Here is an 11,909-nt window from a genome sequence, read left to right as displayed (position 1 = left end):
GTGAGCCGGTGATGGCGGTGAAGACCGCGCCGCCGCCCGCCAGCCAGACCGCCGCCAACGCGCCGGCGCCTTCGTCCGGCCTGGACGTCTACAACGCCGGCGAGTCGCCGGCGCCAAGCCTGGCCGCCAACACGATCGCCGCCTCGCCCGCGCCGACGTTCGCGCCTTCCGCCGAGCAGCCGGCGCCCCGCCCGGCGCCGAGCGCCGCCACCGTGGCCATGCTGGCCAAGCCTTCCGCGCCGACCCACATCGAGCGACGGCCGACGCCCACCGAGCAGGCGGTGGAGCCTTCCCCCGCCAAGCTCGCCGCCGCGCCGGCCAAGAAGACCGTTGTGGCCGAGACGAAGTCGACGACGACCCAGTCGGCCGCCAGCAAGACATCTTCGGACAAGATGACCGTCACCAAGACCGCGACGAGCGCCGACACCAGCACAGCTGAGACTAAGACGGCCGCTCTCACGCCGCTGCACCACCCGGCGCTCCGCGGCAAGCTCGACGAGTCGGAACTGGCCGCCGCGGGAGCGACCCGCACCGAGGCTGCCGACGCTGACAACGATGCGTCCGCCGCGGCCGCCAGAGCCGTTGCTCACAAGGCCAAGGCCTCCAAGCTCGCGGCGACCGACCCTGTCGGCGCCCTGGTCACCTCTTCCGTCGCCGCCGCGTCGGCACCCAGCGGCAGGTCGGTGGTGCAGATCGGCGCCTTCTCCTCCAGCGCCCTGGCGGACAAGGGATACGCGGATGTCTCCTCCGCGTTGCCTGGCAAAATGAGCGGCAAGGCCAAGCATGTGCTGCCGCTCGACAAGGACGGGACCACGCTCTACCGCACCTGGCTGTCCGGCTTCGCCACCCGCGCCGACGCCCAGGCCTTCTGCGAGGCGCTGAGGGCCAAGGGCAAGACCTGCCTGGTTAAGGGCTGAGCCTAGCTTGACCGCCGCCTGCATCCTCGGCTGCGCAGGTCAGTTGGTCACGGCCGAGGAGCGCGCCTTCTTCCGCGACGTGAAGCCGTGGGGCTTCATCCTGTTCGCCCGCAACATCGTCGACGCCGACCAGGTGCGCCGGCTGAACGACAGCTTGCGCGAAGCCGCCGACGACGCGAACGCCCTGATCTTCATCGACCAGGAGGGCGGCCGCGTGCAGCGGCTGAAGCCGCCGCTGGCCAGGCTCCGGCGCCCGGCGGCGCTGTTCGGCCAGCTCTACGGGCGCGACCCTGAGCAGGCCGTGGAGGCGGTGACCCTGAACCACCGGCTGCTGGCCCACGAGCTTCTGTCGCTGGGGATCGACGCGGATTGCGCGCCCTGCATGGACCTGCTGCACCCGAAGGGCCACGGGGTCGTCGGCGACCGGGCCTTCGGCGCTGACGTGGCGCAGGTTGCCGCGCTCGGCCGGGCCGCTGTGGACGGACTACTGGCCGGTGGCGTCGTCCCGGTCATCAAGCACATCCCCGGGCACGGGCGGGCGGAGCTGGACAGCCACCACGCCATGCCGGTCGTCTCCACCTCGCTGGCCGAGCTGGAGGAGACCGACTTCCAGCCCTTCCGCGCTCTGGCCGACGCAGCCATGGCCATGACCGCGCACGTCACCTACCGCGCCGTCGATCCGCAGGACTGCGTGACCCTTTCGCACCGGGCGATCTCCACCGTGATCCGCGGCCACATCGGCTTCGACGGCCTGCTGATGTCGGACGATCTCTCCATGCGTGCGCTCGGCGGCAGCCTGGCCGAGCGGACGCGCCGCACAATGCAGGCCGGATGCGATGTCGCCCTGCACGGCAACGGCGCACTTGTCGGCGAGCCGGTGCGCGACCTGATGGCGGAGCTTCGTGCGGTGGCGGACCACTGTGGAGACCTCGCGGGCCGCGCCGCCGAACGGGCCGCCGACGCCCGTGCGCCTGCCCGCCGCAGCAAGCCTTTCGACCCCAACGCCGCCGAGGCCCGCCTGGACGAGCTGGGCCTGGCCGGCCACGAGGCCGCCGCCAGCCAGGACATCTTCGCCCGCGCCGGCCTGGCGTGACGCCGCCGTGACCCTTCCGTTCCAGCCCGCCCTCGACTTCGAGGCCGCGGAACAGGCCTCCCACTCCGGCGAGGCGCTGGTGCTGGCGCTCGACGGTTATGAGGGCCCGCTGCACCTGCTGCTGGCGCTAGCGCGGGGCCAGAAGGTCGACCTGCTGCAGATCTCCATAGCGCGCCTGGCCGAGCAGTACCTGGCCTTCGTGGAGACCCAGCGGCGGCTGCGATTCGGGCTGGCGGCGGAATACCTCGTCATGGCCGCCTGGCTCGCTTACCTGAAGTCGCGCCTGCTGCTGCCCAAGGCGCAGGCGCACGGGTCCGAGGAGCCGCCGGCCGAGGAGCTTGCGGAGGCCCTCGCCTTTCGGCTGGCCAAGCTGGACGCTATGCGCGGCGCGGCGGAGGCGCTGAAGGTTTCGCCGCAGCTCGGCCGGGACGTGTTCCCCCGCGGCGCGGCTGCGGAGCGTACCGTGCGTTCGGCCCTGGCCCTGAAGGCAGACCTCTACGATCTGATGAGCGCCTATGCGGGCGCCCGACTGCGGCCGCTCGCCGCCCAGTACCACCCGCCTGCGCGCGTGGAGGCCTACCCGCTGGAGGCGGCCCGGGAGAGACTGCACCAGTTCCTGCCGCGCCTGCGGGCCTGGACGCCGCTGGAGGAGGTCGCCCCCGAGGGCGGGAGCCTGGACGGGGAGGGGCCGAGCCGCGCCTCCTGCCTGGCCTCGACCTTCTCAGCCGGCCTGGAGATGACCCGCGACGGTGCGCTGGAGCTTCGCCAGGTCCAGGCCTTCGCCGCCCTCTACCTGCGCGCAACCGCAAACGGCGCGGCGTGAGCACGGAGGCGATCTTCAGCGTGCTGGCGCTCGAACGTCAGGTCGAGGCTTTGCTGTTCGCCGCCGCCGAACCGCTGTCGCTGCAGGACCTCGCGACCAGGCTGGGCGACGCCGACGTAGTCGGCGCTCTGGCGACTTTGGTGACGCGCTATGCCGACAGGGGCGTGCAGCTGCAGTGCGTCGGCGGCCGCTGGCGCTTCGCTACGGCGCCGGACCTGGCGCCCCTGCTGCAGGATCGGCGCGAGGAGCCACGCCGCCTGTCTCGCGCCGCCATGGAGACCCTGGCCATAATCGCCTACCACCAGCCTGTCACCCGCGCCGAAATCGACGCCATCCGCGGCGTGAGCCTCAGCCGCGGCACGCTCGACGTCCTGCTGGAGGTCGGCTGGGTGCGAATGCGGGGCCGCAGGCGGTCGCCGGGGAGGCCTGTGACCTACGGCGTCACCGATCCCTTCCTGGAGCACTTCGGGTTGGCTTCGATGGCCGACCTGCCCGGCATGGCGGAGATGAAGGCCGCGGGGTTGCTGAGCCTCGACCTGCCGCCAGGCTTCAGCATGCCGACGCCAGGTGCGGCGAAGGCTGAGGACGAAGACCCGCTGGAGGACGGCGACCGCCCGGAGTTCGTCCAGGACTTTGTGGGCAGAGAGGGCGATCTTATCCTCCCCCGCGCAGCGGGGGAGGGGGACCGGGCGAAGCCCGGTGGAGGGGGCTCGTAGGGTGCAAACGGATGAGAACCGGCGAACGCACCCTGTCATCAGCCAAGCGCCTCCGTCGCGAGATGACGCCGCCGGAGGTCGCACTCTGGCAACACATGCGGACACCAGCGGAGGTCTGCCCCGTTTCCGCCGCCAGCATCCCTTCGGCCCGTACGTGCTGAACTTCTACTGTCCGGCGGCGAAGCTCGTTGTCGAGGTCGACGGCTGGGCTCACAACCTCGGAGATCGACCCGCCCGCGACGAAGCGCGCGATGCGTGGCTGTCGGCCCAAGGCTTGATGATCGTCCGCATTCCCGCCTCCGAGGTCCTTACCAACGCAGGAGCCATCGCAGATGGCGTCACCCGCCAGGCCGCGGCGCTCTACAAGCCCCCTCCGTCACGGCGCTAGCGCGCCGCGCCACCTCCCCCGCTGCGCGGGGGAGGATGAAGCTTCGCCTCCGCGCCAACCTTGCGCCCGCCCCGCGCTGCTGTAGAAACCACCGCCTTCTGGAGCAGACGTCGCATGGACCAGATCGCCATCACCGGCGGCGCGCAGCTGGAGGGTGAGATCCCCATCAGCGGCGCCAAGAACTCGGCCATCAAGCTGATGGCCGCGAGCCTGCTCTCCGACGAGCCGCTGCGCCTCACCAACATGCCGCGCCTGGCCGACACCCGCTTCCTCGGCCGCCTGCTGCATCGGCTGGGGACCGAGGTCACCGAGAGCCAGAACGGCGCGGGCCCTGAGACCGTGCTGCACACGCCCGAGATCGTCAGCGCCTTCGCCTCCTACGACCTCGTGCGCAAGATGCGGGCCTCGTTCAACGTGCTTGGGCCGCTGATCGCGCGCACCGGGCACGCCAAGGTGAGCCTGCCCGGCGGCTGCTCCATCGGAGCTCGCCCGGTCGACCTGCACCTCAAGGCGCTGGAGGCCCTGGGCGCCTCGATCGACCTGCACGAGGGTTATGTCTACGCCCAGGCTCCGCGCGGGCTGAAGGGGGCCGAGATCAGCTTTCCCTTCGTCTCGGTGGGCGCGACCGAGCATACCCTGCTGGCCTGCGTGCTGGCCGAGGGCGAGACGGTGATCTCCAACGCCGCCTGCGAGCCGGAGATCGAGGACCTCGCCGATTGCCTGAACGCCATGGGCGCCAAGGTCTGCGGCGCGGGGACGCCGACCATCCGCGTCACCGGCGTGGCGCACCTGCACGGGGCCACCCACGCCGTGGTGCCCGATCGGATCGAGGCCGGAACCTACGCCATGGCCGCCGGCATGGCGGGAGGCGAGGTGACCCTCACCGGCGTGCGCCCGCACCACATCGCCATCCTGCTGGACAAGATGGAGGAGGCCGGCGTCCAGGTCACCCGCGGCAATGGCTCGTGTACCCTGAAGCGCAACGGAGCCCGCCTGAGGGCGGTGGATCTCTCCACCGATCCCTATCCCGGTTTCGCCACCGACCTGCAGGCCCAGTTCATGGCTCTGATGACGCTGGCCGACGGCGAGAGCGTGATCCGCGAGACCATCTTCGAGAACCGCTTCATGCACGCGCCCGAACTAAGCCGGCTCGGAGCCGACATCACCGTCTCGGGCGGAGAGGCGCGGGTGAGGGGCGTGGGCGGGCTGGAAGGCGCGCAGGTCATGGCCACCGACCTCCGCGCTTCCGTCAGCCTGGTGATCGCGGGCCTCGCCGCGCGAGGCGACACGGTCGTCAACCGGGTCTATCATCTGGATCGCGGGTTCGAGCGGCTTGAGGCCAAGCTGTCCGCCTGTGGCGCGCGCATCCGACGTCTTTCGGACGATGAGGAGGGCTGAGCATGGGCGACGAGGTGTCCGATCCCTGCCGTTCCCTGCGCCTGCTGGCCCAGGACGAGGACGATCTACAAATTCTGTCCGCGGCGCTGCAGGACGCCATCGCCCACGTGGGCGACATCCGCTACGAGCCAAGGGCCCGCACCCTCACCATCATGTTCAACCGCTATCGCTGGGAGGGCGCCGAGGGCTCCTGCGGCGAGCGCGTCGTCGCTGCGTTGCAGTTCGGCGACGTGACCCGGGTGCGCCAGCGCGGCCTTGCCAGCGAGGACCCGGGCGCCCTGGTCTCCTGCTTGGCGCTGGGGTTCGAGGCGGGCGAGGCGCCCGGTGGTCAGGTGCTGATCCGTTTCTCCCATGGCGGCGATCTCGCCGCGGAGGTTGAGTGCATCGACGCGGTGCTGGCCGACGTCTCGGAGGCCTGGCCGGCGACCCGCGCGCCTGACCACATGGCCGGCATGTCCTTGGCCGCCGTCGAAGACATCTGATCATGCGCCGCTTCGACGCCGCCGATCCGAGTTTCGCGTCCGCCTTCCGTGACTTCCTGAACGAACCGCGAGGTTCGCCGTCCGACGTCGACGCTGCGGTCAGCGCCATCATCGAGGGCGTGCGTACCGGTGGTTTGGAGGCTGTTCTGGACTATGCCCGTCGGTTCGATCGGGCCGAGCTGACCGCAGACACCCTGCGGGTCACGCCTCAGGAGATCGAAGCTGGCGTAGCCGCCTGCTCATCGGAGGTGCGCGAGTCCATCGCCTTCGCCGCCGGGCGCATCCGTGACTATCACCGGCGCCAGCGTCCCGCCGACGCCCGTTTCACCGACGCCGCAGGCGTTGAGCTCGGCTGGCGATGGACTGCGCTCGAATCGGTGGGCGTCTATGTGCCCGGCGCCCGGGCGGCCTATCCCTCCACCGTGCTCATGAACGCCGTGCCGGCCCAAGTGGCGGGCGTCGATCGTATCGCCATGGTCACGCCCCCCGGCCGCGTCGAACCGGCCGTGCTGGCGGCGGCGCACGAGGCCGGCGTCACCGAGATCTGGAAGCTCGGCGGGGCATACGCCGTCGCCGCCCTTGCCTACGGAGCCGGCCCGATCCGGCCGGTGGACAAGATCGTGGGGCCCGGCAACGCCTACGTCACGGCAGCCAAGCGGCGGCTCTACGGCGTGGTTGGCATCGACGCCCTGGCCGGCCCGTCGGAGATCGTGGTGGTCGCCACCGCCGACAACGACCCCAACTGGATCGCGGCCGACCTGTTGTCCCAGGCCGAGCACGACCCCGACGCCCAGTCCATCCTGATCACCGACGATGCCACCTTCGCCGCGGCGGTGGAGCAGGCGGTGCAGCGCCAGTTGGCAAGCCTCGCCACGCGCGAGGTCGCCGTCGCCGCCTGGCGCGACCACGGCGCCCTCGTGATCGCGCCGCTCGACTCCGCGCCCGCCCTGGTCGACCTCATCGCGCCGGAGCACGTGGAGTTCGCCCTGGACCAGCCCGAGCGGCTGGCGGACAGGGTGCGTCACGCCGGAGCCATCTTCCTCGGCCGCCACACGCCAGAGGCGATCGGTGATTACGTGGCGGGCTCAAACCACGTGCTGCCCACCAGCCGTGCGGCGCGCTTCTCCTCCGGCCTGTCGGTTTATGACTTCCTGAAGCGCACCTCGATCGTACGCTGCGACCCGGCCGCCTTCGCCATCCTCGGGCCGCACACGCGTGTGCTGGCCGAGGCCGAGGGCCTGCCCGCACACGCCCGCTCGGCCGCCCTGCGCCTGACGTCCGAGATCGAGCAGGAGGGGTTCGGGCACGCCCACGCCGCCGAATGACCGCAGGCGATCACAGGCTGGCGTCGATCGACATCGACGAGCTGTCGCTTGCCCCGGCCACGCGCGATGTGGAGCATGAGCGCCAGGTCGCCATCTTCGACCTGCTGGAGGAGAACAGTTTCCAGCCCGAAGGCGCGGCGGACGGCCCCTACGCGCTGAAGATATCGCTCCAGGACGGCCGCCTGGCCCTCGACATCACCGGCCAGGGCTTCAAGCGGCGCCACCTGCTCTCGATGACGCCGTTCAAGAGCATCATCCGCGACTACTTCATGATCTGCGAGAGCTACTACGACGCCATCCGCCACGCCGCCCCAGCCCAGATCGAGACCGTCGACATGGGCCGGCGCGGCCTGCACAACGAAGGCTCCGAGAAGCTGCGCGAGCGGCTGGAGGGCAAGATCGCGGTGGATTTCGACACCGCGCGGCGGCTGTTCACCTTGATCTGCGCCCTGCAGCGGCGGCCTTGAGTGGCGACGCTGCCTGACGCGGTGCTGTTCGCCTGCAACCTGAACCGGGTGCGCTCGCCCGTGGCGGCGGCGCTGCTGCGCCAGCGCCTCGGGGCGCGGGTCTTCGTGGACAGCTGCGGGCTGAAGCCCGCCGACTCGGTGGACCCCTTCGCCGCAGCCGTGATGGCCGAGGTCGGGCTGGACCTGAGCGGACACCAGCCTAAGGGTTTTGACGAGCTGGAGGACGACTCCTTCGATCTGGTCATCTCCCTCACGCCCGAGGCCCATCACCGCGCGGGCGAGCTCGGCCGCGGGCGCGCGGTGGAGCTGGAGTACTGGCCCATCTATGACCCGACGCTGGAGGTCGGCTCCCGCGAGCAGCGCCTCACCGCCTTCCGCAACCTGCGCGCCGAGCTGGGCCGCCGTCTGGATGCGCGTTTCCCCGCCCTGCAGGGCTTTGGCGGATGAGCGCCAGGGAAGGGCGGCCGCTCGTGCTCGCCAGCGCCAGCCCGCGTCGACTGGCCCTGCTGCGCCAGATCGGCATCGAGCCGCAGGCCTGCGATCCGGCAGAGCTGGACGAGACGCCCCTTCCCGACGAGCTTCCCGCGCGCCTGGCCGTGCGGCTCGCCCTCGCCAAGGCTGCGCTGGTGGCCGTCCGCCGGCCGGACGCCCTGGTGCTCGCCGCCGACACGGTGGTGGCGGTCGGCCGGCGCGTCCTGCCCAAGGTGGAGACGGATGGGGAGGTCCGCCGCTGCCTGGAGCTGATCGGCGGGCGGGCGCACCGCGTCCACACAGCGGTCGCCGTCAGCGGCCCGGATACAGCTCCCGCGTACCGGAGGGTCGACACCCGGCTGCACGTCAAGCGCCTGACGCTGCAGGAGATCGACGCCTATGTCGAAAGCGGCGAGGGGCTGGGCAAGGCCGGAGGCTACGCGATCCAGGGTCGGGCGGGGGCCTTCGTCATGGACCTGCAAGGCTCCTATTCCGCCGTGGTCGGCCTGCCGCTCTATGAGACGCTGAACCTGCTGCAGGGGCGGGGCTGGCGAAGGTGATGGCCGAGCGGTGCGCCTTCCTCGACCGCGCGCCGGGCGAAGTCCGCGCCGTGGTGATGCTGGACGGCTCGCCAGAGCGACTGCTGATCTGGCGTGAGGACGACATAACGCCTCGCCTGGGCGCACGCTACGCGGCGCGGGTGGAGGCGGTGTCCGAGCGCATGGGCCTGGCCCGGTTGGAGCTCGGCGGCCCGGGCGGCGCCTTGCGCCTGCGCGGCCTCGCCGCCGCACCCCATGTGGGAGAGCGGCTGCAGGTCGAGGTCGTGGCCGAACCCGTCCGGGAGAAACCGGCGGCGCTGCGGCTTTCCGGGCTCGCTCCAGGCTCCACGCCGGGGCTGCTGTCCGCCGCGCCGACTGTCGAACAGCAGCTGACCGATCTCGGTTTCAAGCTGTGGACGACGGGTGACGAGGCCAGGGAACTGGCGGACGCGGCCCAGGCGGCGGCGATCGCCGCTGAGCATGTCCGACCCGACGGGGTGACCCTGACGGTGCAGCCGACCCGAGCGCTGACGGCGGTGGACGTCGACCTGGCCGAGACCGGAGGCTCCGTCTCGGTCTCGCGCGCCAACCTGTCAGCCTTGGCGGAGGCGGCGCGGCTGCTGCGGCTGAAGGCGCTCGGCGGTCTGGTCGCCATCGACCTGATCGGCTTCCCCAAGAACGACAGTCGCCTGCAGGCTGCGGCCCGGGATGCGTTCGCGCCGGACGGGCCTGAGGTGGTGATCGCCCCGGTGAGCCGTTTCGGGGTCATGGAGCTGGCCAAGCCGCACCTGCGCCAGCCCCTGCATGAGCAGCTTGTCGACAAGGACGGTCAGCTGAACGCCCGCACGGCGGCCCAAGCGGTGGTGCGGGCGCTGGAACGCCAGGGCCGGTTCGATCCCGGCTCGCGCCTGGTGGCGGTCTGCCCGCCCGAAGTGGCCGTGCTCGCCGCGCCCTGGGTCGCGCACCTCGGGCCACGCTTCAGCGTCAGGGTGAAGCTTGGCGCAGGCCGCTCGCCTCCCGATATCTGCACGCTATGAGCAAGCCGACCTGCGCCATCTGCAAACGCCCGGTGGAAGACCCCGCCTACAAGCCTTTCTGCTCCAGGCGCTGCGCCGACCTGGATTTGCAGCGCTGGTTTTCCGGCGCCTATGCCGTACCCGCCGTGGAGGCGGAGGACGGCGAAGCGGCCGGGGGCGAGGCTGGACGAGGCTGGAGCGATCCCTTATAGAGCCCGCTCGCCTGACCCGAGTGGTTTTGGGCCTGGGTAGCTCAGTTGGTAGAGCAGCGGATTGAAAATCCGCGTGTCGGTGGTTCGAATCCGCCCCCAGGCACCACGGCGCCGCTCCCTGTTTCCACTTCCTGCTGATTAACCGGGCGCTTGCGCAGTCCTTTGCCCGATGCATGAACCTGCGACTTTGATCGCCCCAAAAGCGCTTGACGCCGCGGGAGGGCGTTGCGAAAGGAGCTTGGTCGCGATTTGATGAAATTGCGGTAAGACTTGCGCCGCGTGAGTGGCGCGGACGGCCCTCGCGCTCGACAAACCTCCCCGGTTCACCGGTCGGGTCCAAGCGAGGGGGGAACTTGGCGGATTTGGAAAAAGCAACATCAAGCCGATCCGTGACGAAGGAATGAGGGTGGAAACCGCTGTCGCGCAACGCCCGTCGTAACATTGCCCGATCAACCAGGAACTGGCTGAAGATGCTGCAAAGCAAACGAACGACCCCCCTCCTCGCCGTGCTTGGCGCGGTCGCTTTGATGACGGTGAGTGCGCCGGCGTTCGCGCAGAACTCGACCGACACGTCCACCGCCGCGGCCTCGGCTTCCAACACCACTGAGGGCACGGCGCCCGCCGCCGACAGCTCGGGCGATGTCAGCAACGGCGGTCAGGTGGCCGCACCCACCTCGATCAAGGCCGGGGTCGCCAACGGCCCGGTCGGCATGTTCCTGGGCGCCACGCCGGTAGTTCAGACCGTTATGGCCGGCCTGCTGGTCGCCTCGATTGTGTCCTGGACCATCCTGATCATCAAGCTGGTCAACATGGCCCTGCTGAATCGCCAGACCACCAAGTTTCTGGAAGCCTTCCGCGACGCCCGCTCCATCACCGACATGAACCGGGTGGCGACGCAGGAGGAATTCGAGGGCAATCCCTTCGCCGACATGGCCGCGGCGGCCTCCAACGAGGTCGAGCTGTCTCGCCAGGCGGGTCTGTCGGTCACCGGCGAGCACCGCGGCTCCACCATCAACCGCGCCTCTCTGGCGGTGTCCGGCGTCCAGGCGACCATCGGCAAGCGCCTGTCCAGCGGCATGCAGTTTTTGGCTTCGGTCGGCTCCTCGGGCCCCTTCATCGGCCTGTTCGGCACCGTCTACGGGATCATGAACTCCTTCATCGGCATCGCTAAGACCAACACCACCAACCTGGCGGTCGTGGCGCCGGGCATCGCCGAGGCCCTGCTGGCTACGGGTATCGGCCTGTTCGCCGCCATCCCGTCGGTTATCTTCTACAACTACTTCCAGACCCAGATCGCCGGCTACGGCACGCGGACCGAAGGCTTCATCGTCGAGCTGATGAACGCGATCTCCCGCCAGCTCGACCGGGGGGCTTAAGCCTCATGGGTGCCCAACTCTCTGGAGGCGGGGGCGGCCGGTACTCGGTCAAGGCCAACAGCGAGATCAATGTCACGCCCTTCGTGGACGTGATGCTGGTCCTTCTGATCATCTTCATGGTCGCCGCGCCCCTGGCCAGCGTCTCCATCAAGGTGGCCTTGCCGACCGCGGTGGCCAAGCCGTCGCCGACCCCGCCGAAGCCGGTCTATCTGACCATCCGCAAGGACGGCAGCGTCTTCATCGGCGACTTCTCCACCAGCCTCGACACCCTGCCGGCTGACCTCAAGAAGGCCGTGGGGACGCGCGACCCGGCGCGGGAACGCATCTACATCCGGTCCGACAAGGACACCGAGTACGGCGACTTCCTTGGCCTGATGAACAAACTTCAGGACAACGGGTTCTACAGCGTGGCCCTCGTGGGCGAGGACAACAGCAAGTGAGGAGGGGCCCATGTCCGTAGAATCCCCCGCCGAGCCGCACCACCACTACGACCCGCTGCTCGACGAGCGTCCCCGGCGGCGCAAGAAGCTCAGCGCGGGCGCCATAGTCGGCATCGTCATTTCGGTGCTGGTGCACGCGGTGCTGATCTATTTCCTCTGGAAGTCCAAGTTCCAGACCCACTACGCGGTCCAGGAAGACACTGCGGTCAAGGTGGACCTGACGAAGCTGGCCCCCCCGCCACCTCC

General features: G+C 70.1%; 15 protein-coding genes, 1 tRNA gene and 1 pseudogene. All 17 read left to right on the top strand.

Going from position 1 to position 11,909, the window contains the following annotated elements:
• Window positions 1–917 (top strand): SPOR domain-containing protein (locus tag HUV06_RS10730; protein WP_217433786.1); only part of this gene is annotated, 917 nt, incomplete at its 5' end.
• A 7-nt stretch (window positions 918–924) separates the two neighbouring features.
• The gene (nagZ, locus tag HUV06_RS10725; protein WP_174301263.1) at window positions 925–2,010 is read left to right on the top strand and encodes a beta-N-acetylhexosaminidase; all 1,086 of its coding nucleotides are present in this window, start codon (window positions 925–927) and stop codon (window positions 2,008–2,010) included.
• 7 nt (window positions 2,011–2,017) lie between these two features.
• Window positions 2,018–2,833 (top strand): ScpA family protein, encoded by an 816-nt coding sequence (locus HUV06_RS10720; RefSeq protein WP_174301262.1) that lies wholly within the window; start codon window positions 2,018–2,020, stop codon window positions 2,831–2,833.
• Window positions 2,830–3,549: an SMC-Scp complex subunit ScpB gene (scpB, locus tag HUV06_RS10715; protein ID WP_174301261.1), complete on the top strand. Its 720-nt coding sequence runs from the start codon at window positions 2,830–2,832 to the stop codon at window positions 3,547–3,549. The genes HUV06_RS10720 and scpB overlap by 4 nt, the downstream gene beginning before the upstream one ends.
• Before the next feature lie 154 nt (window positions 3,550–3,703).
• A complete protein-coding gene (locus HUV06_RS16035; RefSeq protein WP_217433785.1) occupies window positions 3,704–3,937 on the top strand; it encodes a DUF559 domain-containing protein in 234 nt (77 codons plus the stop codon).
• A 114-nt stretch (window positions 3,938–4,051) separates the two neighbouring features.
• Window positions 4,052–5,335 carry a UDP-N-acetylglucosamine 1-carboxyvinyltransferase gene (gene murA, locus HUV06_RS10705; RefSeq protein ID WP_174301260.1) on the top strand — a complete coding sequence of 428 codons (1,284 nt, stop codon included), beginning with the start codon at window positions 4,052–4,054 and terminating at the stop codon, window positions 5,333–5,335.
• Between the two features lie 2 nt (window positions 5,336–5,337).
• Window positions 5,338–5,817 (top strand): DUF2948 family protein, encoded by a 480-nt coding sequence (locus HUV06_RS10700; RefSeq protein WP_254601058.1) that lies wholly within the window; start codon window positions 5,338–5,340, stop codon window positions 5,815–5,817.
• Between the two features lie 2 nt (window positions 5,818–5,819).
• Window positions 5,820–7,142 (top strand): histidinol dehydrogenase, encoded by a 1,323-nt coding sequence (gene hisD / locus HUV06_RS10695; RefSeq protein ID WP_174301259.1) that lies wholly within the window; start codon window positions 5,820–5,822, stop codon window positions 7,140–7,142.
• Window positions 7,139–7,609, top strand: a complete 471-nt coding sequence (locus HUV06_RS10690; protein ID WP_174301258.1) for a UPF0262 family protein — start codon at window positions 7,139–7,141, stop codon at window positions 7,607–7,609. The genes hisD and HUV06_RS10690 overlap by 4 nt, the downstream gene beginning before the upstream one ends.
• Window positions 7,610–8,056, top strand: a complete 447-nt coding sequence (locus HUV06_RS10685) for a low molecular weight phosphatase family protein (RefSeq protein ID WP_174301257.1) — start codon at window positions 7,610–7,612, stop codon at window positions 8,054–8,056.
• Window positions 8,053–8,640 (top strand): nucleoside triphosphate pyrophosphatase, encoded by a 588-nt coding sequence (locus HUV06_RS10680; RefSeq protein WP_174301256.1) that lies wholly within the window; start codon window positions 8,053–8,055, stop codon window positions 8,638–8,640. Before HUV06_RS10685 ends, HUV06_RS10680 begins: the two co-directional genes overlap by 4 nt.
• A complete protein-coding gene (locus HUV06_RS10675; RefSeq protein WP_174301255.1) occupies window positions 8,640–9,656 on the top strand; it encodes a ribonuclease E/G in 1,017 nt (338 codons plus the stop codon). The genes HUV06_RS10680 and HUV06_RS10675 overlap by 1 nt, the downstream gene beginning before the upstream one ends.
• A complete protein-coding gene (locus tag HUV06_RS10670; protein WP_174301254.1) occupies window positions 9,653–9,847 on the top strand; it encodes a DNA gyrase inhibitor YacG in 195 nt (64 codons plus the stop codon). Before HUV06_RS10675 ends, HUV06_RS10670 begins: the two co-directional genes overlap by 4 nt.
• 30 nt (window positions 9,848–9,877) lie before the next feature.
• Window positions 9,878–9,953 (top strand) — tRNA-Phe (locus tag HUV06_RS10665).
• Window positions 9,954–10,317: 364 nt separating this feature from the next.
• Window positions 10,318–11,223, top strand: a complete 906-nt coding sequence (gene exbB, locus HUV06_RS10660; protein ID WP_174301253.1) for a tonB-system energizer ExbB — start codon at window positions 10,318–10,320, stop codon at window positions 11,221–11,223.
• Between the two features lie 5 nt (window positions 11,224–11,228).
• Window positions 11,229–11,663 (top strand): biopolymer transporter ExbD, encoded by a 435-nt coding sequence (locus tag HUV06_RS10655; protein ID WP_174301252.1) that lies wholly within the window; start codon window positions 11,229–11,231, stop codon window positions 11,661–11,663.
• A 10-nt stretch (window positions 11,664–11,673) separates the two neighbouring features.
• Window positions 11,674–11,909 (top strand): annotated as a pseudogene (locus HUV06_RS10650) (energy transducer TonB); the annotation flags it as partial.

Source organism: Caulobacter sp. S45, from assembly GCF_903642205.1.
In the GTDB taxonomy this organism is placed as follows: domain Bacteria; phylum Pseudomonadota; class Alphaproteobacteria; order Caulobacterales; family Caulobacteraceae; genus CAHJWH01.
The sequence above is the reverse complement of the archived record's forward strand: the minus strand, read 5'-3'. Positions and strand labels throughout refer to the sequence as shown.

Bases quoted from the DNA above. Each gene is read 5' to 3' on its own strand.
- murA (WP_174301260.1), top strand. From the start codon at position 4,052: ATGGACCAGATCGCCATCACCGGCGGCGCGCAGCTGGAGGGTGAGATC.
- HUV06_RS10700 (WP_254601058.1), top strand. From the start codon at position 5,338: ATGGGCGACGAGGTGTCCGATCCCTGCCGTTCCCTGCGCCTGCTGGCC.
- hisD (WP_174301259.1), top strand. From the start codon at position 5,820: ATGCGCCGCTTCGACGCCGCCGATCCGAGTTTCGCGTCCGCCTTCCGT.
- HUV06_RS10690 (WP_174301258.1), top strand. From the start codon at position 7,139: ATGACCGCAGGCGATCACAGGCTGGCGTCGATCGACATCGACGAGCTG.
- HUV06_RS10680 (WP_174301256.1), top strand. From the start codon at position 8,053: ATGAGCGCCAGGGAAGGGCGGCCGCTCGTGCTCGCCAGCGCCAGCCCG.
- HUV06_RS10675 (WP_174301255.1), top strand. From the start codon at position 8,640: ATGGCCGAGCGGTGCGCCTTCCTCGACCGCGCGCCGGGCGAAGTCCGC.
- HUV06_RS10670 (WP_174301254.1), top strand. From the start codon at position 9,653: ATGAGCAAGCCGACCTGCGCCATCTGCAAACGCCCGGTGGAAGACCCC.
- exbB (WP_174301253.1), top strand. From the start codon at position 10,318: ATGCTGCAAAGCAAACGAACGACCCCCCTCCTCGCCGTGCTTGGCGCG.
- HUV06_RS10655 (WP_174301252.1), top strand. From the start codon at position 11,229: ATGGGTGCCCAACTCTCTGGAGGCGGGGGCGGCCGGTACTCGGTCAAG.